The 24,241-nt window shown below is 67.2% G+C and carries 17 protein-coding genes; 9 read left to right on the top strand and 8 right to left on the bottom strand.

Translation table 11 applies throughout. The annotated features are described in order from the left end of the window. Positions 1–103 precede the first annotated feature (103 nt). Entirely contained in the window at positions 104–3,421 is a 3,318-nt protein-coding gene (locus QZX93_RS08240) for a toll/interleukin-1 receptor domain-containing protein (protein ID WP_295384312.1), read from the bottom strand. A 277-nt stretch (positions 3,422–3,698) separates the two neighbouring features. Here QZX93_RS08240 and QZX93_RS08245 point away from each other — a divergent pair, with 277 nt between their 5' ends. The 3 genes from QZX93_RS08245 (at position 3,699) to QZX93_RS08255 (ending at position 8,509) form a co-directional block, all read left to right on the top strand. Then, positions 3,699–4,598 (top strand): DUF2887 domain-containing protein, encoded by a 900-nt coding sequence (locus QZX93_RS08245; RefSeq protein ID WP_295384310.1) that lies wholly within the window; start codon positions 3,699–3,701, stop codon positions 4,596–4,598. Between the two features lie 183 nt (positions 4,599–4,781). Further along, the gene (locus tag QZX93_RS08250; protein WP_295384308.1) at positions 4,782–7,166 is read left to right on the top strand and encodes a DEAD/DEAH box helicase; all 2,385 of its coding nucleotides are present in this window, start codon (positions 4,782–4,784) and stop codon (positions 7,164–7,166) included. Positions 7,167–7,168: 2 nt separating this feature from the next. Next, entirely contained in the window at positions 7,169–8,509 is a 1,341-nt protein-coding gene (locus QZX93_RS08255; protein WP_295384306.1) for a ribonuclease H-like domain-containing protein, read from the top strand. A gap of 54 nt (positions 8,510–8,563) precedes the next feature. On the opposite strand, the gene QZX93_RS27305 is transcribed toward QZX93_RS08255, so the two are convergent. The 3 genes from QZX93_RS27305 to QZX93_RS08265 are packed head-to-tail and all read right to left on the bottom strand — an operon-like array spanning position 8,564 to position 9,332. Further along, the gene (locus QZX93_RS27305; protein ID WP_366759967.1) at positions 8,564–8,857 is read right to left on the bottom strand and encodes a PLP-dependent transferase; all 294 of its coding nucleotides are present in this window, start codon (positions 8,855–8,857) and stop codon (positions 8,564–8,566) included. After that, the gene (locus QZX93_RS27310) at positions 8,803–9,171 is read right to left on the bottom strand and encodes a PLP-dependent transferase (RefSeq protein ID WP_366759969.1); all 369 of its coding nucleotides are present in this window, start codon (positions 9,169–9,171) and stop codon (positions 8,803–8,805) included. The genes QZX93_RS27305 and QZX93_RS27310 overlap by 55 nt, the downstream gene beginning before the upstream one ends. A 38-nt stretch (positions 9,172–9,209) precedes the next feature. Continuing rightward, positions 9,210–9,332, bottom strand: coding sequence for a hypothetical protein (locus tag QZX93_RS08265; RefSeq protein WP_295384305.1), 123 nt, complete (start codon positions 9,330–9,332; stop codon positions 9,210–9,212). Between the two features lie 257 nt (positions 9,333–9,589). Here QZX93_RS08265 and QZX93_RS08270 point away from each other — a divergent pair, with 257 nt between their 5' ends. Beyond that, the gene (locus QZX93_RS08270) at positions 9,590–13,030 is read left to right on the top strand and encodes a mechanosensitive ion channel domain-containing protein (protein ID WP_295384304.1); all 3,441 of its coding nucleotides are present in this window, start codon (positions 9,590–9,592) and stop codon (positions 13,028–13,030) included. A gap of 40 nt (positions 13,031–13,070) precedes the next feature. Here the strand turns inward: QZX93_RS08270 and QZX93_RS08275 are convergent, their stop codons facing one another. Then, complete coding sequence (locus tag QZX93_RS08275; RefSeq protein ID WP_295384302.1) at positions 13,071–13,253, bottom strand: PA3496 family putative envelope integrity protein; 183 nt, start codon at positions 13,251–13,253, stop codon at positions 13,071–13,073. Between the two features lie 192 nt (positions 13,254–13,445). Here QZX93_RS08275 and QZX93_RS08280 point away from each other — a divergent pair, with 192 nt between their 5' ends. Then, a complete protein-coding gene (locus QZX93_RS08280) occupies positions 13,446–14,966 on the top strand; it encodes a Ppx/GppA phosphatase family protein (protein WP_295384300.1) in 1,521 nt (506 codons plus the stop codon). On the opposite strand, the gene QZX93_RS08285 is transcribed toward QZX93_RS08280, so the two are convergent. Next, entirely contained in the window at positions 14,947–15,723 is a 777-nt protein-coding gene (locus QZX93_RS08285) for a UDP-2,3-diacylglucosamine diphosphatase (protein WP_295384298.1), read from the bottom strand. The genes QZX93_RS08280 and QZX93_RS08285 overlap by 20 nt on opposite strands. A gap of 13 nt (positions 15,724–15,736) precedes the next feature. Beyond that, positions 15,737–16,228, bottom strand: coding sequence for a peptidylprolyl isomerase (locus QZX93_RS08290; protein ID WP_295384296.1), 492 nt, complete (start codon positions 16,226–16,228; stop codon positions 15,737–15,739). A gap of 245 nt (positions 16,229–16,473) precedes the next feature. On the opposite strand from QZX93_RS08290, the gene cysS reads away from it, so the two are divergent. The 4 genes from cysS to QZX93_RS08310 all read left to right on the top strand — a co-directional run bounded on the left by cysS (position 16,474) and on the right by QZX93_RS08310 (position 23,392). Continuing rightward, positions 16,474–17,889: a cysteine--tRNA ligase gene (gene cysS, locus QZX93_RS08295; RefSeq protein ID WP_295384294.1), complete on the top strand. Its 1,416-nt coding sequence runs from the start codon at positions 16,474–16,476 to the stop codon at positions 17,887–17,889. 6 nt (positions 17,890–17,895) lie between these two features. Further along, on the top strand, positions 17,896–18,327 hold the full coding sequence (locus QZX93_RS08300; protein WP_295384292.1) for a DUF29 domain-containing protein: 432 nt from the start codon (positions 17,896–17,898) through the stop codon (positions 18,325–18,327). A 173-nt stretch (positions 18,328–18,500) separates the two neighbouring features. Next, positions 18,501–19,568, top strand: a complete 1,068-nt coding sequence (gene corA / locus QZX93_RS08305) for a magnesium/cobalt transporter CorA (RefSeq protein ID WP_295384290.1) — start codon at positions 18,501–18,503, stop codon at positions 19,566–19,568. Positions 19,569–19,570: 2 nt separating this feature from the next. Then, positions 19,571–23,392, top strand: a complete 3,822-nt coding sequence (locus QZX93_RS08310; RefSeq protein ID WP_295384288.1) for a PAS domain-containing protein — start codon at positions 19,571–19,573, stop codon at positions 23,390–23,392. A 27-nt stretch (positions 23,393–23,419) separates the two neighbouring features. On the opposite strand, the gene QZX93_RS08315 is transcribed toward QZX93_RS08310, so the two are convergent. After that, entirely contained in the window at positions 23,420–24,160 is a 741-nt protein-coding gene (locus QZX93_RS08315) for a Crp/Fnr family transcriptional regulator (RefSeq protein WP_295384286.1), read from the bottom strand. Between the last annotated feature and the right edge of the window lie 81 nt (positions 24,161–24,241).

The following is a 24,241-nucleotide window of genomic DNA, read 5'->3' on the forward strand; positions in this document are numbered from 1 at the left end:
GTTCCATAGACTGGGCGAATCCTCCGTCATTCCGGCCGGGACGCCGGAATCCAGGCCATGGACGGTACGTCAGCCGCGGGCAGGGCGCTTCCTTCCCATTCCCTCACTTCTGGCTAGGCTCGTATTCGAGCAACCGGGCAATTTCTGCCACTGGTGAGTTGGCGACAGATTCGGGGGCGACCTCGTTGAGCTCTGCCATCAGCTCACGCAGCACCCGGCCGAGCTTGGCTTGATGGCGTTCGATCAGTGGGGAGAGCAGCATCAAGCCGTCCTTGATCGCGGTTGCGCTATCGTCAGGTCGATCGAGCGCCCTCAGACAACGCGCCTGTATCAGGGTCGCCTTTGCGAGTTCTTCGGCGGCGACTGAAGGGCGTTGGTCGTAGATGCCGCGGAGGGTCTCTCGGGCTCTCGAGGCTTGAGCGTGTGCGTCCGATGGGTTTCCATTCCCGAGTAGGGCTGCCGCGTAAACGCGGTGGGTCCAGCCGATCTGGTCTTCGCGCGATCTCGTACGTTCTGGCTCAAGCGACTGGCACTGGTCGACGGCCTTGCTCGCCGTTGTCAATGCGGCGGGAAAATCGGCGGCATTGACGCTGGCTTCTGCTAAGGCCGCAAGCGCCCAAGCCCAGTCCGCCCTATAGGCATCGGGTTGACGCTCGGCTAACTCGCACCACATTTCCTCGGCTGCCTGCGCTTTCTCGATGGCATCGTCAAAGCGGCCAAGGTCGCTGAGATGGCTGGCGAGATTTGCAAGCGACCTTGCCCAATCCGCACGATAGGCATCGGGTTGGCGCTCGGCCAACTCGCGGCAGATTTCCTCGGCTGCCTGCGCCTTCTCGATGGCATCTTCAAAGCGGCCGAGGTCGCTGAGGTGGCCGGCGAGATTTCCAAGTGAGATTGCCCAATCCGCACGGTAGGCATCCGGTTGGCGTCCGGCCAACTCGTGGCGGATTTCCTCGGCTGCTTTTGCGTTCTTGATGGCGTCCTCAAAGCGGCCGAGGTTGCGGAGGTGGCCGGCGAGATTTGCAAGGGACCTTGCCCATTCTGCGCGGTAGGGATCGCTCTGGCGCCGTTGCTCGGCCAGTTTTCGCCACATGGTTTCGGCCGACTGCGCCTTTTCAGCAGCCTCGTCAAAGCGGCCGAGATCCCCGAGTCCGTTGGCGACATTCATCACAGCAGTTGCCAAGTTGGCCTGATGGACATGGGGCTCGCGCTCGGCCAGCCGCTGGAATCCGGATTCAGCCTCCCATCCGAACTTCAGAGCCTGTTCGTAGTCGGCGATCTTCCTCAAGGCATTGCCAAGACTGACGCGCGCAGTGCTCAAGCGAGCCAAGTCCTGGGGATTGCTCTGCTTGCAAGTGGCGCGGAGCTGCTCGAAGACACGCTGTCGTGCCTCGGTCGCCCGAGTCCAGTCGCAGACGGCCTCATATCGTTCCGCTGCCCCCTCGTAACCCGAAAGAATTTGCACCCTGATTTTGCTCCCGTGCTTGGTCTTGGCTCCTTCGTCGATCAGTTCGACATTGATCTGTGCGATCGCCGCCGCGAGTCCGCGCAAGTTGGCCGTGTCCTTCGGGATGGCCTGTAAGAGTGGAACGATGAGTTGGCGTTCGGCGGCCTCGGGTTTTCCGCGCACTGTCTGGAGTATCGTCGCGGGCATCGGCTCGCCCGTCTCGCTGCCGACCTCCAAACACTGCTTGAGGTGGTCGGCAAGGTGCCGTTCCAGGGCACGGCTGAGCAGGGCCTGCTGAGTCGGGTCTCGTTGGGCGAGCCGGGTCAGGACGGTCAGTGCGCGTTTTGCACCCGCCTGATCGCGGCCGCGTGCCAGGCCAATGTCCAACAACTCGTCATCCTGCATCAAGGCGCGGGCGACCAGGCGCTCCCCGAGGAGGTCGGGCAGCAGGGCCGAGACGCCGCCCTCCTGCGGATAGAGTTGCCGCAATTGGGCGAAGAGTCGCTCAAGCCACTCCCTTGGTCGCCCCTTGCACTGGGGTGTTTCCGCGATGACGGCCTTGGTGTCCGCCGCCGTGCGGGTGCCGCCCAGCAGGGTGATCAGGGCAAGCACCTGTTCAAACGCCGGCAGGACCGTTGCGGCCTCCGGGTCTTCGGCGAGAAGGAGTTGCCAGTATTGCCGTTCGTGCCCCAAAACCCCGTCCAGGAGTTCGATGTCGCGGCTCGACTCGAAGCCCCTGAGTCGGGCGAGTGCGGCAAAGTGGATCAGGAGGATGTTGCCGAAATGGTCCGCCGACAGGTCCGGCGGTTCGGTCCCAGTGACTGGGATGCTGCGGGCCTGCGCCAGTGCCCGTATCGCCTCCGAAAATACCTCGGCGCGCAGGTCGGGCGGCACGTCGGCCCGGGTCATGCGGTAGGGGCCGGTCTTGGTGCTCGGGCTACGCAGAAGGGTGGCGGCCACCTGGTCGGCGGCGGCACCGTCGGCAAGCTGGTCCCACCAGTCTCCGCCCTCACGGGCGAGCAGCATGATCCTGATTTGGGGCTGACCCTGAGTCCGAAGCGCCGTCCGCGTCAGGGCAATGACCTCGGCGCGCCGGGTCTCCGCGTAGTCGATCACGACCAGGCAAGGCTTGCCGTGCGTGAACTCGGAGGCGAGATTGGTGGACAGGCCAGCCCCATTCGATAGGAAGCCCGCGTGCCATCCCTCGTCACGCACCAGGCGACGGCAGACCTCGATCATCATCCGGCTCTTGCCGATACCGCCCTCACCGGCCTGGAGGCGAACGGCGATCCGCGGTCGCGGGGTCAAGGCCCAAGCGCAGACCTCGTTGACCAGGGTCCGCCGGTAGTCGTGAAACGGGACCACCGCGCTCTCCGGACGCAACAGCAGGCTGTCCGGCATTCCAAGGCCCAGGTCACTGGGCCATTCCAGCTTCGGGATGGAAATCAGCGACGTTTGGGCCTCCGCTGGGACCGCGGGTGTTGCCGCCACAATAGGGGCGGCAGCGCTCGCCGCGGTTTCTTCTACGATCTTGCGGATCTGCTTGGCGATTTGCGTGTAAGCCTTGTCGCGCCCCCGTTCCCCGATCCAATCGGCCAATGGCTTGAGCTTGGGTCCATCCTTCGGGAGGATCTGAATTCTGGAGATCGGCAGCGGGTCCCAATCGCACTCACGCGCAAGGATGCCGACGATACGGGCGCTGCCTTCCTCACGGCGTTTGATCGCCCGGCGGAGCTCAAGCGTGGTGCAGTATTTCGAGGCCAGAAAGTGGCGGGAGATGAACAGGACAATGATGTCGGCGTTCTCGAGCCTTTCCTTGATCTGCCGGTCCCATTCCTCGCCTGCCAGGATCTGGCGGTCATCGAACGCCGCGATCTGTTCGTTGTTTTCTAACCATCCAAGGTGCTGACGCAGGAGGTTGAGCCAGTCGATGTCCTTGTGGGCGTAAGAGATGAAGATCTTCGTGAGGGACATGCAGGGCCATCCGCGGCAACTGGGTGAGAGATTGCAACCTTCAGTTGAAAGATACCCTGCTTGATGGACCTGGTCAAAAGGCTGACATCCGGCGGTGTTGCCTCCTATGCAACCTCGCCGCCGATGGTAGATCGGGACTGGTCATCAGTCCATCAGTTGGGTAGGGTCCGCTGTGCGGACCTTGCGGCGGTGGGGTCTGGGCGGGGTTCGGTCCGCGCAGCGGACCCTACGGGGTTTGGGTTATCCTGAAGGCCCGGCCGGCAGCGACCCCGACGACATGAAAACCGATCCCTCGATCTATGAGTTCCTTGCGACCGGCGCCGAGGCGTTCCGGGTACTCTCCGACGGCCTGACCTTATCCGGACCCTACCGCTTTGTGTCCCTGGTGCTCAAAGGCATCGAACGGCGCTTGGACGGCATCTATGAACCCGAAGACCACGATGGGCCTGTCCATATCATCGAGTTTCAGGCACAACCGGCCCCGGGTGCCTGGTTCAACCTGCTGACCAAGATCGGCCTTTACGGGGAGGGGCACCCGGGTCGCGCGGTTCGGGGTATGCTGGTCTTCCTGCGTGCGGCCGACGATCCGGGAGCGCCACCGGGCGCCGTGCCACCTTTGTGTACGGCAGCTTACCTCGACGAGATTCTGCCGCGCTGGCTGGAGCGCGAGCCGGACAATCCCTATGTCTCGGTGTTCGTCCCGCTGATCATCAAAACCGATGTGGACCTGCGGGCACGCGCTCCGCACGCTTGGAGTACCATCCAGGCAGCATCTCTGGAGCCGACAGCCCGCGCCACCCTGGAACGGATGCTTGAATTCTGGCTGATGGAACGGTTCCCATTACTCACTAACGAGGAGTTGCGCACCATGTTACCGGTACTGGTTCCTTTGGAACAGACACGGGCCTATCAAGAGATCTTCGCCAAGGGCGAGGCGATCGGCAAGACCGAGGGCAAGACCGAGGGTAAGGCCGAGGGCGAGGTCAAGGGCAAGGCCGACGGACTGAAGCTGTTGCTGACGCGCCGCTTCGGTGCCCTGCCGCGGTGGGTGGTCCACCGGGTGGACGCTGCCGCCATGGATGAGCTCGACGGCTGGCTCCTGGGGATCTTGGACGCCCAGAGCCTGGAGGGCCTGCTCGGTCCCAAGCCCCGGCGGGGCCAGCCGAAGGGGTCTTAGGCGGTAGGGTCCGCTGTGCGGACCTGTTGCCGGCTGGGCTCGCGCGGGGTGCGGTCCGCACAGCGGACCCTACGGGGTGCTCTGGTGTAACCTGTCGGCTGCGCCATACCACCACGGGACCAGCCCGCCATGTCAGACTCAGGGTCAGATTCAGGGTCAGATTCAGGTCCGGAATCAACCAAGATGCCCGCACCGGACCAGGCCGTCATCCGCCTCAAGGCCCGCCTGCTGCGAAGCTACCGTGCCCGGATCTGCGGTGACCTGGTCCGCCCGGCCACCGCGGCCAGCCTGCTCGACCTGCCGCCGGACTTGGCGCCGGGTCTGCGCGAGGCACTGACCGCCCGCGGTCTGCCCCAGCTCTATTCCCACCAGCGCGAGGCCTTCGACCTGGCCCAGGCCGGCCGGCACCTGGTGGTCGCCACCCCGACCGCCTCCGGCAAGACGCTCTGTTACAACCTACCGGTCCTGGACGCGGTGCTGCGGGGTGGCAAGAAGGCGCTCTATCTCTTCCCCACCAAGGCCCTGGCGCAGGACCAGGTGGCCGAGTTGATCGAACTCGGCCGGGCGCTCAAGACCGCGGGCGGGGAGGGCGTGCGCGCCTATACCTTCGACGGCGATACCCCCGGCGACGCCCGCAAGGCGGTGCGCACCCGTGGCGATATCGTCGTCAGCAACCCGGACATGCTCCACCAGGCGATCCTGCCGCACCACACCAAGTGGGCGCAGTTCTTCGAGGGGCTGGCTTACGTGGTGGTGGACGAGCTGCACAGCTATCGCGGTGTGTTCGGCTCCCACGTGGCCAATGTCTTTCGGCGGCTGCGGCGGGTCTGCCGCTTCTACGGGGTCGGGCCCACCTTCATCTTCACCTCCGCCACCATCGCCAATCCGGCGGAACTGGCGCAGCGCCTGTGCGGTGAGCCGGTGACGGCCATTACCGAGAGCGGTGCCCCCCAGGGTGAGCGCCACCTGCTGCTGTGGAACCCGCCGGTGATCAACCCGGACTTGGGCATCCGCGCCTCCGCGCGCTCCCAGACCACCCGCATCGCCCGCATGGCCGCGGTGGTCGGGCTCAAGGCGATCGTCTTCGCCCGCTCGCGGCTGATGGTGGAGGTGATCACCAAGTATCTGAAAGACGTGTTCGACAAGGACCCGCGCCGCCCGCCGCGGGTGCTGGCCTACCGCGGCGGCTATCTGCCGAGCGAGCGGCGCGCGGCCGAGCAGGCGATGCGCGCCGGGCGGGTGGACCTGGTGGTGTGTACCTCCGCGCTGGAACTGGGGGTGGACATCGGCGCGCTGGACGTGGCGATCCTGAACGGCTACCCGGGCACCGTCGCCGCCACCTGGCAGCGGCTGGGGCGCGCCGGGCGGCGGCTGCGGCCGTCGCTCGGGGTGCTGGTCGCGACCAGCGACCCGCTCGATCAATATCTGGTGCGGCACCCGGAGTTCTTCTTCGGCGCCTCCCCGGAGCACGCCCGCATCCACCCGGACCAGCTCCTGATCCTGCTGGAGCATGTGCGCTGCGCCGCCTTTGAGCTGCCGTTCCGGGACGGCGAGACCTTCGGTGCCGAGGACCTCACCGAGATGCTGTCCTATCTGCGCGACCAGGGCGTGCTGCAACACCAGGGCGACCAGTGGTTCTGGGTGGCCGATAGCTACCCGGCCAACGCGGTCTCGCTGCGCTCGGTGGCGGAGGGCAACTTTGTGGTGATCGACACCACCGGCGGCACCCAGCGGGTCATCGCCGAGGTCGACTGGTCGAGCGCCCCCGGCACCCTCTATGTCGGCGCCATCTATATGATCCAGGCCCAGCCCTACCAGGTAGAACGCCTGGACTGGCCGGGGCGCAAGGCCTTCGTCACCCGCACCCAGGCGGACTATTACACCGACGCCATCGACTACACGCGGCTCAAGATCCTGGACCGCTTCGAGGGGCGCACCTGCGGGCAGGGCGCCACGGCCAACGGCGAGGTCCACCTGGTCCGCCGCTACCCCGGCTACAAGAAGATCCGCTATTACAGCCACGACAACATCGGCTACGGCAACATCGACCTGCCCGACCAAGAGATGCACACGACCTCCGTCTGGTGGCAGGCCGAGCCCCGCGCGCTGGAGTCCGCCCTGCCGGACCGGGCGCAGGCGATAGAAGGTTTCCTGGGCGCTGCCTACGCCCTGCACCATGTGGCCGCGCTGCGCTCCATGGCCGAGTTGCACGACCTGGGCCGCGCGGTGGGGGACGGGCAGGGGACCTGGTTCGCCGTGACGGGGGCCGAGGGGCGCGGCCAGTTGCGCGGGCCGGACAATGCCCCGGTCGACGGGGAGGGTGTCGACCGCTTCGAGCCCACGCTCTTTCTCTACGACAACTACCCGGGCGGGGTGGGGCTCTCGGCGCCGCTCTATGACGCGGCCGATACCCTGGTGAGGGATGCCCGAGACCTGGTGGCCGGCTGCGCCTGCACCGGTGGGTGTCCGGCCTGTGTCGGACCCATCATGCCCGGGGACGAGGCGCGGGCCATCACGCCACGGGCGGCGGCCCTGGCCGTGCTGGGGCTGTTGGAAGGGGCGGTCTGATCATGGGATTTGAAGATCGCTTGCGGCGTATTCGCGGTCAGGCGGCCGTACCGGAGGTGCCGCCGGTGCCGTCCCTGCCCGACGGGCCAACACTGGCCGAGCGGCTGCGGCGGGTCTCGACCGGGCGGGCGGTGCCAGAGCCCGCCACGACGCGGACCCCAGACGAGGCCGCACTTGCCGCAGTGCTGGGTGCCGACATTCTCGCCCCGGGGGTGCTGCGGCTGGAGCGGCGCCTGGATGCCCGGTTGCGGCACGGCCGCGGCATGCTCGGTTCCGCCCATGTCCCCCAACATCTGCCCTGGCCCCCAGCTGAGGCAAGCCCCGGTGGGAGCGGTCTTCAGCCGCGACCCGACGCCGCAGAAATCGGCGAAGCCGGATCGCGGCCGCAGCTCGCTCCCACAGCAGCGCATTCGGTTTGGCTCTGCCTCGACACCGAGACCAGCGGTCTGGCCGGCGGCACCGGCACCTGGGCCTTCCTCACCGGACTACTGCGCGCCGCGGGCGTCGGTTGGTGCCTGCGCCAATACCTGCTGACCCGCCTCGACGCGGAGGCCGCCTATCTGGACCTGATGGGGGCCGAGCTCGCCCCGGACGCCGGGCCGGCCTGCCTGCTCACCTACAACGGCCGCAGCTTCGACGCCCCGCTGCTCACCACCCGTTTCCGGCTCGCCGGCCGCCCGGACCCGTTGGCCGCGCTGCCCCACCTGGACCTGCTGGCCCCCACGCGCCGCGCCTTCGCTCGCGTCTGGCCCGACTGCCGACTCGCCACCGCGGAGTCCCGCCTGCTCGGGGTGCAGCGGGCCGACGACCTCCCGGGCTCCGCCGCCCCGGCCGCCTGGCTGGACTGGCTGCGGCGCGGTGAAACCGGACCGCTCGCCGCCGTGCTGCGCCACAACCGGGCCGACCTGCTGTCCCTGGCCGGTCTGCTCCCGGTGCTGGATGCCGTCTACCGCGACCCGGCCGCCTTCGGCGCCGACTGCCGATCGGTCGCCGCCGCCCACCAGGCCCGGGGCGATCAGGCGCAGGCCCTGCGCATCCTGGCCGCCAACCGGCGCGACCTAGACGCGGCGGGTCTGCACGACCTGGCCCGGCTCTATCGCCGGTCCCGCGACTGGGGGCGGGCAATCGGCATCTGGGAGGAGCTCTGCGCGCGCGGCGACCCGGAGGCCCGCGCTGCGCTCGCGCGCTTCCATGAGCATCGCAGCGGCGACCTGGGCCGCGCACTGGAACTTGCACTCGCCCTCCCGCCGGGGCCGGAGCGGGAGCGGCGCTGCCGACGGATCGCGGAGAAGCTGGAGCGGGCTGGGCGCAATCTCAGTCTGGGCGAACTGGGGGTGACCTGACGGGTCGTCGGGTCCCTTCCCGATGGATGGTTCCCGGAGCAGCCACTGTAATCGTCAAGCGCGACTCAACGCCTGATCGAGATCCCATAGGATGTCGTCGATATGCTCGCAGCCGACCGACAGTCGGATCATGTCCGGCCGCACTCCGGCGGCGGCCTGCTGCGCCTCATCGAGCTGGCGGTGCGTGGTGGAGGCGGGGTGGATGATCAGCGTGCGGGTGTCGCCGATATTGGCCAGGTGGCTCATGAATTGCGCCGCTTCGATGACGCACACGCCGGCCTCGATGCCGCCCTTCACGCCGAATGCAAGCAGCCCGGAGGCGCCGGGTGCGCCCTCCACCTGGCGCATCTGGCGTTCGATGAGCGCGTATTGGTCATCAGGGCCATCGCCTCCGCGGCCATGCCGCTGGCGGATGCAACCGCTGCCCGTCCCCCCTCCAGCGCGGCCACCCGCTCTTCCAGCGCGGCCACCGTCGGATTGGAGATCCGCGAGTACACATTGCCGAAGGTCTGGAGGTTGAAGAGTGAGGCGGCGTGTTCGGCGGTGTCGAAGACGAAACTGGTCGTCTGGTAAATCGGCAGTGCGCGGGCGCCGGTGGCGCTGTCGGGGATCTGCCCGGCGTGGATCGCCAGGGTCTCGGGTTGGAACTGGTGGTCGGCCATGGGTTTCGGTCGCCTTCAGATGGGACGTTTGGCTGAAATTACTTGGCCGCAAAGAAGCTCGGCCGATGCCATTCGGCGGACAAGCCGACTACGGCAATGGTGTGGTTGGCCTTCAGGATGCGGCGCAGGGCGGCGATATCGTTGGCGGGGGTTTCGGTCATTAGAGCCTCCATAGACGCGTCAGTATCCCAGAAAAATGGCGTGAACTCCCGTGCGCTCTGGCGCTGCCGACGGGTGCGGTGCGTGAGCGTTCGCTCACGAAGGCGCGCTGATAAATTCTGATAAGATAGTGAGTTAGATGCGATCATTTGGTCAATCCAGGCACCTTCATCTGCACATGACTCACGAATTTCACATTCATCGCGCACCCGCGCCGCACCGTACCGGCCCGCGGTGGGCCGGCCTGCCGGGGTTGCTCGTGTTTACCCTGTTAGCCATCGGGCTGATGCTCGGGTCGTTCGCGCCCCTGTCGGCAGCGCCGGCGCCCGCTGCGGCGCCCGCTGCGGCGCCCGCTGCGGCGACCACGAGCGGCGCCAGCCTGCCGGGTATTCCGAGCGCGGCCGAGATCAATGCCCGGATCAAGGAGACCGAGTCCGCCAAGGGTCTGGACGAGGCTGCCCGGACGGCCTTGCTCACGGCCTACCGGGCCGCCGCGTCCTATCTGGAGATGGCCCAGACCTTCACGGCCAAGGCGGCCGAGTACACCCGCGCACTGGAGGATGCCCCCGGCCAGGCAGCCGATCTGCGCGATCGGCTCGCCGCCGGCCAGGAGGCCGCCAAGCCGGCCGCCGCCGGTCTCACCCCCGCCCAGCTCGCTGCCCTGGACGACGACGAACTCAGTGCGCGACTCATCAAGACCCGTACCGAGTTGACCGCCACCGAGGCGCGGATCGCGGAGCTCGACAAGGCGATTGACGGCACCGGTGGCCGCACCAGCGAGGCGCGCGGGCGGATTGCCGACCTGCGTCAGGCCATCGATGAGCTGGATGCACAAGGGCGGTCGGCGGCGGCCCCCACGCAAGCGACCGCGGCGACCCAGGCCAGTGCCTGGGTGCAGGCGACCCACCGCTTGGCGCTGACGGCCGAATCGCGTGCGCTCGAACAAGAGTTGGCGAGTCAGGGGATGCGCGATGACCTCTATCGTGCCCAACGCGAGCAGCTTGCCCTGAGCCTGCGGCCACTCAAGGAGCGTCAGACCCAACTCCAGGGCGAGCAGGACCGGCGTCGCAAGCGCGAGGCCGAAGAGGCGCGGCGCGAGACCGAGGCCGCGCAACGGGCGGCCGTGAACAAGCATCCCTTGGTGCAGCAGGCCGCCAAGGAGAATGCCGAACTCACCGCCACCCTGGGGGACCTGGCCGGACAACTCGATCAGCTCAATGCACAGTTGTCGCAGACCGAACGGGAGCAAAAGCGCATCGAGGGCGATTTCCGGGGCGCCCGGGAGCGGATCGAGGTGGCGGGCGTCAATCAGGCCCTGGGCCTGGTCCTGGACGACCGGCGCCGGGAGTTGCCGGATCTGCGCAAATTGAGTCGGGAGATCGCCGCCCGCAACGACCAGATCGCCGCTGCGAGCCTGCGTCAGATCCACTTTCGCGAGGAACAGCGCAAGCTCGGCGACCTGGACGCCGCCGTGACCGAGGTGACTGCACACGAACCGGAGGCACAAGGCGCGCAGGTCCGCGACGAACTGCGGGACCTGCTGGAGCAGCGCCGCTCGCTGATCGAGAAGGCCTTACCCGGGATCGACGCCTACATCCGCAAACAGGTCGAGCTCAACGATGCCGCCGCCGCGTTGATCCAGACCGCGACCGACTATGACGACTTCCTCGCCCAGCATTTGCTATGGGTGCGCAACGCTGCAACCCTGTCGATCGGGGTCCTGGCCACCGTCCCCGGGGCGCTGGCCTGGTTGGTATCGACCGCAGGCTGGCGCGAGGTCGTCCAGGTGCTGGCCTACGAGCTCCAACACTCGCCGCTCTCCTGGGTCGGTCTGTTGGCGGTGATGGTGCTGTTTTGGAAGCAGGCGGTCATCAAGCGGGCGATTCTGGCCACCGCCGAGCCGCTGCGCCGCGTCCGCACGGATCGCTTCTCCTACACGCTGGAGGCGATTGGACTGACCGCGCTTGCGGCCCTGCCGTTGTCGCTCGCCTTTCTGGTGGTGGGCCGTGAATTGGCCGTCTCCATTGAGGCCACGGCCTTTACCCGCGCGGTCGGGACCGCCCTGGTCAAGGTCTCGCTGGGGCTGTATTTTCTGCGCGCCTTCCGCACGACCTGCATCCCCGGCGGGGTCGCCGACCGTCACTTCCGCTGGGAGGGCCAAGTCCTGCTCCAGATCAGGCGGCACCTGCGCTGGTTCACACCCTATGTCGTCCTGACGGCCCTGGTCGCCTATAGCGCCTATCGCGGTCAGGAGATGGGCCGCATCGAGGTCCTTGGGCGGCTTGCCGCGATTGCCTCCATGTTCGGTACGGCAGTCTTCCTGGGCATCCTGTTGCATCCCCGCACCGGGGTCCTGGCATCCCTGTTGGAGGACCATCCAGCAAGTTGGGCCAGTCGCCTGCGCAATTTTTGGTATTTCACGATTGTCGGTGTCCCCTTGGCACTGGCGGTGGTGGCCATCCTCGGCTACCTCTATACCGCGGGCACCCTCTTTGGGTCGCTGCTGGAGACCGCCTGGTGGGCCCTGGGGCTGGTGTTGATACAGCAGGTGATCGTGCGCTGGCTGGTCTACACGCGCCGCCGTCTGGCCCTGCAGGCGGCCCTGGAGCGCCAGGCCGCACGGCGCGCCCAGGCCGCGGCCGACGACGACGAATTCGCGGACCCGGCGCCGGCCGTGGAGGCGGCGGCGGACCTGGCCAGTCTGGATGAGCGCACGCGTCAACTGTTGAGCGCGAGCATTTTTATGCTGGCGATCCTGGGGTTATGGCTGATCTGGTCGCCGATGTTGCCGGCGCTGGCCATCTTCAAGACGCTGACCCTGTGGCATTACACCAATCTGGTGGACGGGACCGCGGTGTTGGCGCCGGTTACCGCGGCCGATGTCGGCCTGGTGTTGATCATCCTGTCAGCCGCCGCGGTGGCGGCAAAAAACCTGCCGGCCTTGATCGAGATCCTGTTGTTGCAGCGCAGTTCGGTCAATGCGGGCACACGCTATGCTGTGCGCACCCTGGTGAGCTATGCGATTACCGCGATTGCCGTGCTGACGGCCTTTGGTGCCCTGGGGTTGCGTTGGTCTCAGGTCCAATGGCTGGTGGCGGCGTTGAGCGTCGGTATCGGGTTCGGCCTGCAGGAGATTGTTGCAAACTTTATCAGCGGGTTGATCATTCTGTTCGAGCGCCCGGTGCGGGTCGGGGACGTGGTCACCATCGGCACGACCACCGGCACCGTGACCAAGATTGAGATCCGTGCCACCACCATCCGCAACTGGGACCGCCAGGAGTTGATCGTACCCAACAAGGAGTTCATCACCGGGCGCCTGCTCAACTGGACCCTGACCGATCAGCTCAACCGGATCACTATCACGGTCGGCATCGAATATGGGGCCGACGCCCGCTTGGCCCTGACCCTGCTCACGGAAACCGCCGCAGCCCATCCGCGCGTCCTTGATGACCCGGCGCCGTTGGCCACCCTCGACGCCTTCGGGGATAACGCCTTAACCTTGGTGCTGCGCTGCTACCTGGAGACCATGGACGTCCGCCAAGGGGTGATGACGGACATGCATCTGGCGATCGAGCGGACCTTCCGCGAACACGGGATCGGCATCGCCTTCCCTCAGCGCGACATCAACCTCCACGCCCGCTCACCCATCGACATCCGCCTGCACCGCGCGGGCCGCGACCCGGCACCCGGCCAGCCGTGATCCATAAAAAAATGCGGCGGCCTACCGGCCGCCGCATTTTTTAGGCTAGGTCGTCGAAATCGGGATCGTCCAAGACCTCGCGGAGGTTCTTGAGCTCCCGCATCCGCTCGATGCGTCGACGAATCGCCAGGTTGGGGGCGGAGCCCCGGGGGTCATCCGCGCTCATGGGGGGAGGCGTCGCCTCGATCGTCTCCTCGCCAAAGCCGCCTTCAGGGTCCAACATTTCCGTTACCTCGGAACACGCGCACAATGCAATTTTCGCTATCTAACAAAAATATGGCAGATTGGCAAGTAAATATTTGCAATAGTATGGATCATTCTTCTCTAACGGCCTCGCGACCCGAGCTCGCGACGGCCGATTCGGCCCGGTCTGCTACCATGAGGGCCCCTCTCCAACGGCCCCCTAGATTGCGTTATGTCCGAAGCGCCCCCCCCACCCAAGCACGGCGTGCCGCATGAGACGGTCGCAGCGGTCGACCTAGGTTCCAATAGTTTCCACATGATCGTCGCACGTATCGACGACGGTCATATGCAAATCGTTGACCGCCTGAAGGAGTCGGTGCGCCTCGGCGAGGGTCTCACCCCGGACCGGCTGTTGCTACCCGAGGTGGCAGAGCGCGCGCTCGCCTGCCTAGAGCGCTTCGGCCAGCGCTTGAGTGAGTTCCCCTTGGGCAGCGTGCGGGCGGTCGGCACCAACACCCTGCGCCAGGTCCGGCCCGAGAGCGGATTCATCGAGCGCGCCGAGGCGGCCCTGGGTCATCCGATCGACATCATCGCCGGGCGCGAGGAGGCGCGGCTGATCTATCTCGGGGTGGCCCACGGTCTGGCCGCCGGGTCGGAGCGCCGCCTGGTGGTCGACATCGGCGGCGGCAGCACCGAGATCATTGTCGGTCAGGAGTTCTCCGCCCAGCTACGCGAGAGCCTGCACATGGGCTGTGTCAGTATGAGCCTGCGTTATTTCGTCGACGGTCGGGTGTCGGCCAAGGCCATGGAGAAGGCGCAGTTGGCCGGCGCCATTGAGGTGCGCCCAGTGCGCGAAATCTTTCGGCAGGCCGGGTGGCAGACGGCGGTGGGCAGTTCCGGTACGATCAAGGCGATTGCCGCGGTGGTGGAGGCGGAGGGTTGGAGCGAGAACGGGATCTCCGCCGCGGCCCTCAAGCGCCTGCGCGACGCATTGGTCGGCGCCGGGCGGGTCGCAAGCCTGGCCCTCAAGGGGCTCCCGGAGGAGCGCAAGCCGGTCCTGGCCGGTGGCGTCGCGGTCCTGCGGGCGGTCTTTCAAACCCTGGACATCAAGCACATGCAGGTTTCGGACTATGCCCTGCGTGAGGGATTGGTCTACGAGATGATGGGGCGCCACGGCCACGCCGATGTGCGCGAGCGCACGGTGCTGACCCTGTCGCGCCAATTCCAACTCGACCAGGCCCACGGGCGCCGCGTCCAGGCCACTGCGCTGGGCCTCTACCGCCAGGTGGCGGCATCCTGGGGCCTGGCCGATCCCAGTCATCCGCGGATGCTGGCCTGGGCCGCCCGTTTGCACGAGATCGGCCTCATGGTCGCCCACAGTCAATACCAGAAGCATGGTGCCTACCTGCTGCGCAATGCCGATCTGGCCGGTTTCACCCGCCAGGAGCAGGCGGTGCTGGCCGCACTCGTGCTCGGTCACCGGCGTAAGTTTCCCAGCCAGGAGTTCGCCGGCCTGCCCCCGGGCATCCGCGACTGCGCCCGGCGCCTGTGTGTCATCCTGCGCCTGGCCGTGTTGTTGCGGCGCGGGCGTTCCACCACCAACCGACCCAGGCCAACACTGCGTGTCGACGGCGACACACTGTCCCTGGTCTTCCCCGACGAGTGGCTGATCCAGCACCCGCTGAATCTTCTGGAATTGGAGCGTGAGGCCGAATTGCTGAAGTCGGCCGGGATCAGCCTGGGGTTCCAGTAGGCAACACGGGTTCGCGCTGCCAGACCCCGGCGCGATGCACCAGGACCTCGCCGCGCTCCGGTTGCCATTGCGCGAGTACGGTGCGCCGGGCGGCCTGCCCGTCGTGGGTCAGCTGATGGTCCGCCGGGCGGTGGGTGTGGCCGTGGATCAGGTGGGTGGACTGGAAGCGGCGGAGATAGTCGGCCACGGCGGTGGGCTGGGCGTCCATGAGCACCGCGGTCTTCTCGGTCTTGGCGGTGCCGCTGTGGCGCCGGTAGCCCTCGGCGATGGCCCGGCGGGCCGCCAACGACTTCCACCGGAACAGTTGCTTTACCAGAGGGTTGCGTACCTGTCGGCGGAAGCGCAGATAGTCCAGGTCGGCCGTACACAGCAGGTCGCCGTGCATCAACAGGGTTTGGATGCCAGCGAGTTCGATGACGGTGGGATCGCGTCCCAGGGTGCAGCCGGTGTCGCGACAGAAGGCGCGGCCGAGCAAAAAGTCCCGGTTGCCGGGCAGCAGGGTGCAGACCGTGCCGGCCCCGGTGAGACTGCGCAGCGCGGCCCGGACTTCCAGATAGCAGGGGGTGTCGTCGTCGTCGCCGATCCAGGCGTCGAAGAGATCGCCCAGGATATAGAGCCGGTCGGCGCGGCGCGCGCGGCGCGCCAGAAAATGCAGGAACAGCCGCACCGTGGCCGGGTGTTCCGGCGCCAGGTGCAGGTCGGAGATGAACAGGGTCTCCCCGGATTCGCTCCGGTCGCTCGCTTTGCTTCCGATCATGCCGAGCACCCGCCTAAGCGCCGACCACCTCGGCGCGTTCTATCACGACATCCGTCTCGGGCACGTCCTGGTGGCCATGGTGTCCGCCGGTCTTCGCCGCCTCGATGGCGCTCACCGTGTCCATCCCCTCGACCACCCGGCCAAAGACGCAGTAACCCCAGCCGTCCTGGCCCGGATGATCCAGGAAGGCGTTGTCCGCGACGTTGATGAAGAACTGCGAACTGGCCGAGTGCGGGTCCATGGTGCGGGCCATGGCGAGCGTGCCGGTCAGGTTCTTGAGCCCGTTGCCGGCCTCGTTCTGGATCGGGGCGCGGGTGGCCTTGGGGAGGAAGTGCGTGGTCACGCCGCCCCCTTGGATCATGAAGCCCTTGATCACCCGGTGGAACAGGGTCCCGTCGTAGTGACCGTCGCGGACATACTGTTCAAAGTTGGCGCAGGTGAGCGGGGCGCGCTCGGTGTCCAGCTCGATCAGGATCGGGCCGTAGTTGGTGGTGAGCTTGATCATCTGGTCTCCAATGGCGTCCCAGGACTGAGGGGCCGGCGCTCGGCCGGGTCGGTTTGGCGGCCATGTTACGGACTTTAGCGAGGCCCGCAAAGTGCCCGGTTTGTCTGTGGTGCGGAATCTCAGCGTTGCCGGCGATCCGGCTTTGTTACCATGTCGGCATCACACCGGTTTTGCCCTCGGACCAGTCGGACGCCGCCGACGTCGGGTCCGCGTAAGGCCCGAACCTGCCACCCGGAATGCCCGAGATGCTTGAGATCTACAACAGCCTGACCCGCGAGAAGGCGCCCTTTATCCCACTCGTCCCCGGGCAGGTCGGCCTCTATGTGTGCGGCATGACCGTCTACGACCTCTGTCATCTGGGCCACGCCCGGGTCATGGTGGTCTTCGACGTGGCCTACCGCTACCTGCGCCACCTGGGGTTCGCGGTGACCTATGTGCGTAACATCACGGACATCGATGACAAGATCCTGCGCCGGGCGCAGGAGCGGGGCGAGTCCTTCACCGAGCTCACCGAGCGCTTCATCGCGGCCATGCACGAGGACGCCGACGCCCTGGGCTGCGAGCGACCCACGGCCGAGCCCCGTGCGACCGCCCATATCCCCGAGATCCTGGGGATGATCGGCACCCTGATCGCCAAGGGCCTGGCCTACACCGCGGACAACGGCGACGTCTATTACGCGGTCGGCGCCTTTCCCGGTTACGGTAAGCTCTCCGGCAAGGACCCGGCGGCGCTGCGGGCCGGGGCGCGGGTGGAGGTGGACGAGGCCAAGCGCGACCCGCTCGACTTCGCCCTGTGGAAGGCGGCCAAGCCCGGCGAGCCGTCCTGGCCTTCGCCCTGGGGTGCGGGCCGCCCCGGCTGGCACATCGAGTGTTCAGCCATGTCCACCTGCTGCCTGGGCAATCATTTCGACCTGCACGGCGGCGGGGCGGACCTCCAGTTTCCACACCATGAGAATGAGATCGCCCAGTCCGAGGGCGCCACGGGCGTGCCCTTCGTCAACGTGTGGATGCACAATGGTTTCGTGCGGGTGAACGAGGAGAAGATGTCCAAGTCGCTGGGCAACTTCTTCACCGTGCGTGAGATCCTGGAGCGCTACCGGCCGGAGGAGGTGCGTTATTTCATCCTCACCAGTCACTATCGCAGCCCGCTCAACTATGACGACGAGCACCTCAATAACGCCCGTGCCGCGCTGACCCGACTCTATACCGCGCTGCGCGGCCTGCCGGACGTGGCACCCGCGGGCGGGGAGGCCTTCCGGGCGCGCTTCACCGTCGCCATGGACGACGACTTCAACACCCCGGTGGCGCTCGCCGTGCTGTTCGACCTGGTGCGCGAGATCAACCGTGTGCGAGTCCAGGATGAGTCGGCCGCGGCTGGTCTGGGGGCCGAACTGCGCGCGCTGGGGGAGGTGCTGGGTATCGTCCAGGGGGATGCGGAAGCCTATTTGCAGGGCGGCGACGCGATCGGCACCCGTCTTGCGCGGATTGGCGACGGGGAGTTTGAGATGACCGGCGAGGCCATCGAGCGGCGAATCGCCGAGCGACTGGCCGCCCGGAAGTCCAAACAGTGGGCGGAAGCGGATCGCATCCGCGACGAACTCGCCGCGGCCGGCATCTTGCTGGAAGACGGGGCGGGCGGGACCACCTGGCGCCGGGGATGAGTCATCATGAATACCCGCTATGAAACAGACGTGATCGCCTGGGCCGAGGAGCAGGCGGCCTTCCTGCGCTCAGGTAACCTGGCCGCGCTCGACATCGAACACATCGCGGAGGAGATCGAGGACGTGGGCAAGAGCGAGCGGCGTGACTTGGCCAGCCGTCTGGCCGTCCTGCTGGCGCACCTGCTCAAGTGGCAATTCCAGCCGAGCCGACGCGGTAATAGTTGGCGGCGCACCATCAAGGAACAGCGCCGGGCCATTGCCGCCCACCTCATCGAGACACCCAGTCTGCGCGCGTCGCTGGGCAACGCCAATTGGTTCGCCGGCGTATGGGCCGATGCGCTCACCCGGGCCATCGACGAGACCGGATTGGACCTGTTCCCGGAGGACAGTCCCTGGACGCTCGAGCAGGCCCTGTCGCCGGACTTCTATCCGGATTGACACACTGGTTGTCGGCCACTGGAACCACGCCCATGCAGGACCCCCACTTACCCGAAACACCGCCGAGCGCTGCGCCCAGCCCTAAGGTTGACGCCGCGCCGCCGCGTCATGGCGTTGCGACCCGCGCCAAACGCCACCGCGTACCGTGGGGGGCGCGCGCCAGACTCCCCCGCTTGCACCGCCCCCCGCCGGGGACCCCGGCCGGGATCGAGTATCACGAACTGGTCCGGACCCCCGGTGCGGGGAGTGCGCTGGTGGTCTGCACCGACTACTGCCCCGAGCGGTGGGAGGAGCAGTCGGTGGCCGATATCGCCGCCTTTGTCGCCGCGCATCGCCCGGACTGGTCGCAGGTGCGCTGGATCCATGTGGAAGGGCTGGGGGATGCCGCGACCATCCGCGCCCTGGCGGAAAAATATCAGTTGCACCCGCTGGCCATCGAGGACGTGCTCGACGGTCAGCATCGGCCCAAGGCGGACGACTATCCGGGGTCCGGCGACCAGCCCGGGCGTCTGTTCGTGGTGGCGCGGCGGGTGGTGCGGGGCGTGGACGACGTGCATGCCGAGCAGGTGAATTTCTTTCTCGGGCGCCACACGCTGTTGAGCTTTCAGTCCAGTCCCTGCCCGGCCATCGAGGCGGTGCGCCGCCGCAGCGAAAACCCGCGCTCGCGGTTGCGTCAGAACGATGCCAGCTTCCTGCTTTACTCCATCCTCGACACCATCGTGGACGGACTCTACCCGATCCTGGAGGACGCCTCGCTGCACCTGGAGGAGGCGGAGGAGTCGGTCATCGAGCACCCGGAGCCGGCCACCCTGAACTCCATCCACCGGATCAAGCGCGGTTTGATCCTGCTGCGCCGCGTCGCCTGGCCGATGCGTGAACTCATCGGCAATCTCCAGCGTGAGCGGCACGAGTGTCTCTCCGAGGTGACCCAGACCTATTTTCGCGACGTCTATGACCACTGTGTCCAGGTCATCGACCTGATCGAGACCTACCGCGAGATCGCCTCCGACGTGGCGGACATGCACCTGTCCATGCTCTCCAACCGCACCAATGAGATCATGAAGGTGCTGACCATCATCGGGACCATCTTCATTCCGCTGACCTTCATCGTCGGGGTCTATGGCATGAATATGTACATTCCGGAAAATCAATGGCACTATACCTATGCCGTGTTCTGGGTCGTCTGTCTCGGCATCGCCGGCTATATGCTGTGGCGCTTTCGCCGCGGCGGTTGGTTCTAGCCTTGTTCAAGCGGCATGGGCGCGCCTGGCTAACCGCGGCCCTGGCACTTGCCGCGCTGCTCGGCAATGGGTTCAATCTGCCAGTCGGTGCCGGTATCCACTTCCTGTTCGGCTCCATAGCGGTCATGCTGGCACTGGCCTGGCGCGGGACCGGGGCGGGGGTGGCGGTGGCCCTGGTCGGTGGGGGCTACACCTGGCTGCTGTGGGGCCACCCTTATTCGCTGCCGATCTTTTTGGCCGAGGCCGTGGCGGTGGGTTGGCACCGCGACCGGGCCCGCCGCCGGGGGCTCCCCCCGCCGCCGTTGGCGGTCTCCGCGGCGCTGTATTGGCTCTTACTCGGCTTTGCGTTGAGCGTGCTGGTCCACCAGTACGCGCTGGAGATGGGTTGGGCTTTGAGCCTGTTGATTGCACTCAAGCAGTCGCAGAACGGCATCCTCAATGCCGCACTCGCCGATCTACTCCTGGCGGGCGGGGCGATCCTGACCCGGCGAAAGGCCGCGCTGCCGCTCACCCAGATCCTGTTCGGGGTCCTGTTGGCGGCGATGCTGCTGCCCACGCTGCTGGTGAACGCCTGGGAGAGTTCGGACCTGCAAGAGCGCCTTGAGACGGCCCAGGCGCAACGCCTGCGGCTCTTTGGCGAACTCGCCGTCCAGCAACCGATGGCGCTCTTACCAGGCGCGGATGCGGACCCCGCGGCCCTCCCGGCGCAACTCGCGGTCTTGCGCCGGGTGCTGACCGCGGAGCTGCCCGCGTCGTCCGACCCGCAACTGCGCCTGGAGCGGGTTGCCACCCCGGTGGCGCCAGCCCCGGCGCGCCCGGCCGCCGCACCGCTGACCTGGCTCCTTGGCCGGCAGTCCGGACGGGAGCAGGTCTGCGCCACCGCCACCCCCGGACTCTCGCTGATCCTGCCGGGCGGTCGCTATCCCTCGTGGGTGGCCCGCTGGCGTCAAGCGCGCTACCGCCTGGAGGTCCCAGTGCCGGCCGCCGACGCCCCGTCAATCGACTGGCGTCTGGCGATTGAGGTGCGTGCCGCTCCCCTGATCGCGCAGATGCAGCGCGCGCTGGCCCGTTTCCTGCTGTCGTTGCTGGTCGTGACCCTGCTGGGGTTGCTGGTGGCGCGCGACTTGAGTCGGCGCATCGCGCGCCCCCTGCACCAGTTGGCCGAGGCGAGCCTGGCCTTGCCGGCCGCCATCCGCGAGGGCCGTCCCTGGCCCACCCCGGTCCCTGGCCCGCTGGCGGAGACCGGCGAATTGGCGGATGCAGTGACTGAGATGGCGGAGTCCCTGGCCGCGAATTTCCTGGCCTTGCGGGAGGAGCGTGACCAGCGGGCGTCCGTGAACCTGGCCCTGTATCGGCAGGAGGGGCGTTACCGTCTGGTGGTGGAGAACATCGAGGACCTGATCATCCGGGTCGACGTGCGGGGCCGTTTCAAGTATGTGAGCCCCTCCTATTGCCACACCTTCGGCCGCACCGAGTCCGAGCTGATCGGCACGCTCGACCTGCCCCCGATCCACCCCGACGATCGGCTGCCAACCAAGACCGCGACCGCCTCCCTGTTTCATCCGCCGCACACCATGACCGTCGAGCTGCGCAATCGCACGATCCGGGGCTGGCGCTGGTTCCAGTGGTCGGGTCGGGCCGTGCTGGCGGCTCAGGATCGGGTGATCGGCATCGTTGCGGTGGGTCGAGATGTGACCGACCGCAAGGCCGCGGAGCGGGGGTTGCTCGAGAGCGAGCAGCGCGAGCGCCAGGCGCGCCTGACCCTGGAACACACCCAGGAGTCGTTGCTCAAGGCCCAGACGATCGCCCGGCTTGGGTCCTGGGAGTGCGACGTCGTCACTGACCGCCTGTACTGGTCACCGGAGGAGTTCCGCATCTTCGGGCAGGACCCCGAGCGCTTCGATCCCTGTTACGCGGCCATGCTCGCCATCGTCCATCCGGAAGATCGGGCACTGCTCGACCGGGTCTATCGGGAGTCGGTCGCCAACCGCACCCCCTACGAACTGGTGCATCGCCTGCTGCTGCCGGACGGCCGTATCGCCTGGGTACACGAACGCGGCCAGACCGAGTATGCCGCCGACGGCGCGCCGCTCAATTCGCGCGGCACCACCCAGGACATCACGGAGCGGTACCTGGCGCAGGAACGGCTGAGGGCAAGCGAGGCGGCCATAACCCATTACAACCTCCAGCTCGAGGAACTGGTGGACGTCATCAGCCTGCCGCTACCGCCTGCAGAACAGTTGACCCGCCTGTTGCGGCTGGGCTGTGACAGCCTGGGTGGGACCGCGGCGGTCGTGGCGATCATCGACGAGGAACAGGGCTACAGCGATTGGTGCATGGTCGGCGACGCCGTCCCGCCGCCGTTGGAGCGCCCAGTGATCGAAGATGCCCTGACCCATCCGGGTAGTCCTTGTGCCCTGGGGGCGGATCGGCTGTCCGGCGCGGCCAGCGCCGCGGGCTGGCGCTGCGGTGTGGTCATGGCCTTCGTCGCCCCACGCCCAGACGGCCGCATCGAATCCCTGCTCCTGTCGCTGTGGGGCGTCACGCCAGCCCTGGATCTGAGCGGGCCTGGGCCGCAGATCATCCGTCTGATTGCGCAGCGTATCGCCGCGGTGCGTTATCAGGAGCAGGCTCAGGGTGACCTGGTGGCGGCCAACGGGCGCGAGACCATTGGTCATCTGGCGAGCGGTATCGCCCATGATTTCAACAACCTGCTTGGAGTGATCGACGCCAACATTTACTATCTGGAGGCGCGCATCGGGGGGCTGGTACCGACCGATGGGGAGTTGCGCCAGGTCTTCGCCGAGACCCAAAGCGCCCTGGGGCAGGCCAAGGTCATCACCTCCGGGATGCTCTCGCTCAGCCGGGCCGGCGGTCTGCCCTTGGAGTGGGTGGAGTTGGCGCCGACGGTCGCCGAACTGGAGCGCATCTTGCGCCAGGTGCTTCCCGTCGAGATCGATCTGCGGGTCGGTGTGGCGGCCGGGCTGCGGGTGTGGAGCAACGGCGCCTTTCTGCAATCGGCACTGCTCAACCTGGCGTTCAACGCCCGTGACGCCATGCCCGAGGGCGGTGTGCTGGTCATCGAGGCACAGCCAATCCACTGGGATGGGGATGGGCGGGCCGCGCTCGCGGTGGGGCAACGGCCGTCCGTGGACTGTATCGTGTTGCGGGTGAGCGATAACGGCAGCGGTATTGCGCCGAGCCTGCTGCCCCGGATCTTCGACCCACTGTTCTCCACCAAGGCGAAGCAACGCGGTCATGGCCTCGGGCTCTTCATGGTGCAGGAGTTCGTGACGCGCTCGGGGGCAGGGCTCGCGGTGGAGTCGCAGCCCGGGCGTGGCACTTGCTTCAGCCTGCTGCTGTCTCGCGAGCCCCCCGTCGCCCGTGCGGGCGCGGGCGCGGCCACCACGGCCCCGCCGGTGGGCGGCGGTGCGGGCAGTGCCGTGCCGCTCGCGGGGCTGCGGGTGTTGGTGGTCGACGACGACGCGCGCGTGCGCGAGGCGGTCGGTCGGTTACTGCGCGTGGCGGGCGCGCGCCTGGGCCAGGCGGAGCATGGCGAGGCCTGTCTGGCCCTGCTGGCGCGCGACGCGGCATTCGATCTGGTGCTCTCCGACATCGCCATGCCGGTGCTTGATGGCATCGCGCTACTGCAACGCCTGGCGACGCAGCGCCCCGGTCTGCCGGTCATTCTGATGACCGGTCAGAAGGATGCCTTGAGCGCGCTGGATGAGTTGAGCGAGCGCCCGACGGTCTTGCGCAAACCGGTGGACCCGGCGGCCCTGTGCCGCGCGATCCTGGCCAAGACCGGTGCGTCCGCGCACTAGCCCGACGCGCTCACGCCAAGGCGCCAATCAATCGGCGCTCGGCTCGGGCAACAGACGCGCACATTCTTTGCGGACCACCTGATAGCACTCGCACACGCGCGCCTCCAGACCCGGGCGATCCAGCACGATAATGTGGCCCCGGCTGTAATGGATCAAACCGGCATGTTGCAGCCTTCCGGCGGCCTCGGTGACGCCCTCGCGCCGCACCCCCAGCATGTTGGCGATCAGTTCCTGGGTCATGCACAGTTGGTTGGAGGGCAGCCGGTCGAGACTGAGCAGCAGCCAGCGACACAGTTGCTGGTCGACGCTGTGGTGGCGATTGCAGACGGCGGTCTGCGCCATCTGGGTGAGTAGGCTGGCGGTGTAACGCAGCAACAGTCGGCTTAATGACACTGAGTCGGCGAACGCCTGCTTGAGCAGGCGTGCCTTGAGCCGATAGGCGTGGCCCGCACTCTGCACCACGGCGCGATTCGGCATGGACCCGCTGCCCAGGAAGAGCGCGATGCCCACGATGCCTTCGTTACCGACCACCGCAATCTCCGCAGACGCCCCATTTTCCATGATATACAGCAGAGAGACGATGGAGTCGGTGGGAAAATAGACGTGATCGAGCTGCCCCCCAGACTCGTGCAGGGCCTCGCCGAGCGGCAGCGGGACCGGCTCCAGGTGGGGAAACAGCCGCTCGGACACGCTCGTGGGCAAGGCGGCCAGCAGGTGGTTGTCGTGGGGGTTAATGGGGATGCTTGGGTTCAGGATGGTCTTCATCATGGCCTCCGCGCGCTGACCGCTGGCGTGATCCGGCTCGCCCCCCCCCCCCCCCCCCCCCCCCCCCCCCCCCCCCCCCCCCCC

Origin of the sequence: uncultured Thiodictyon sp. (assembly GCF_903946935.1) — a bacterium.
In the GTDB taxonomy this organism is placed as follows: Bacteria; Pseudomonadota; Gammaproteobacteria; order Chromatiales; family Chromatiaceae; genus Thiodictyon.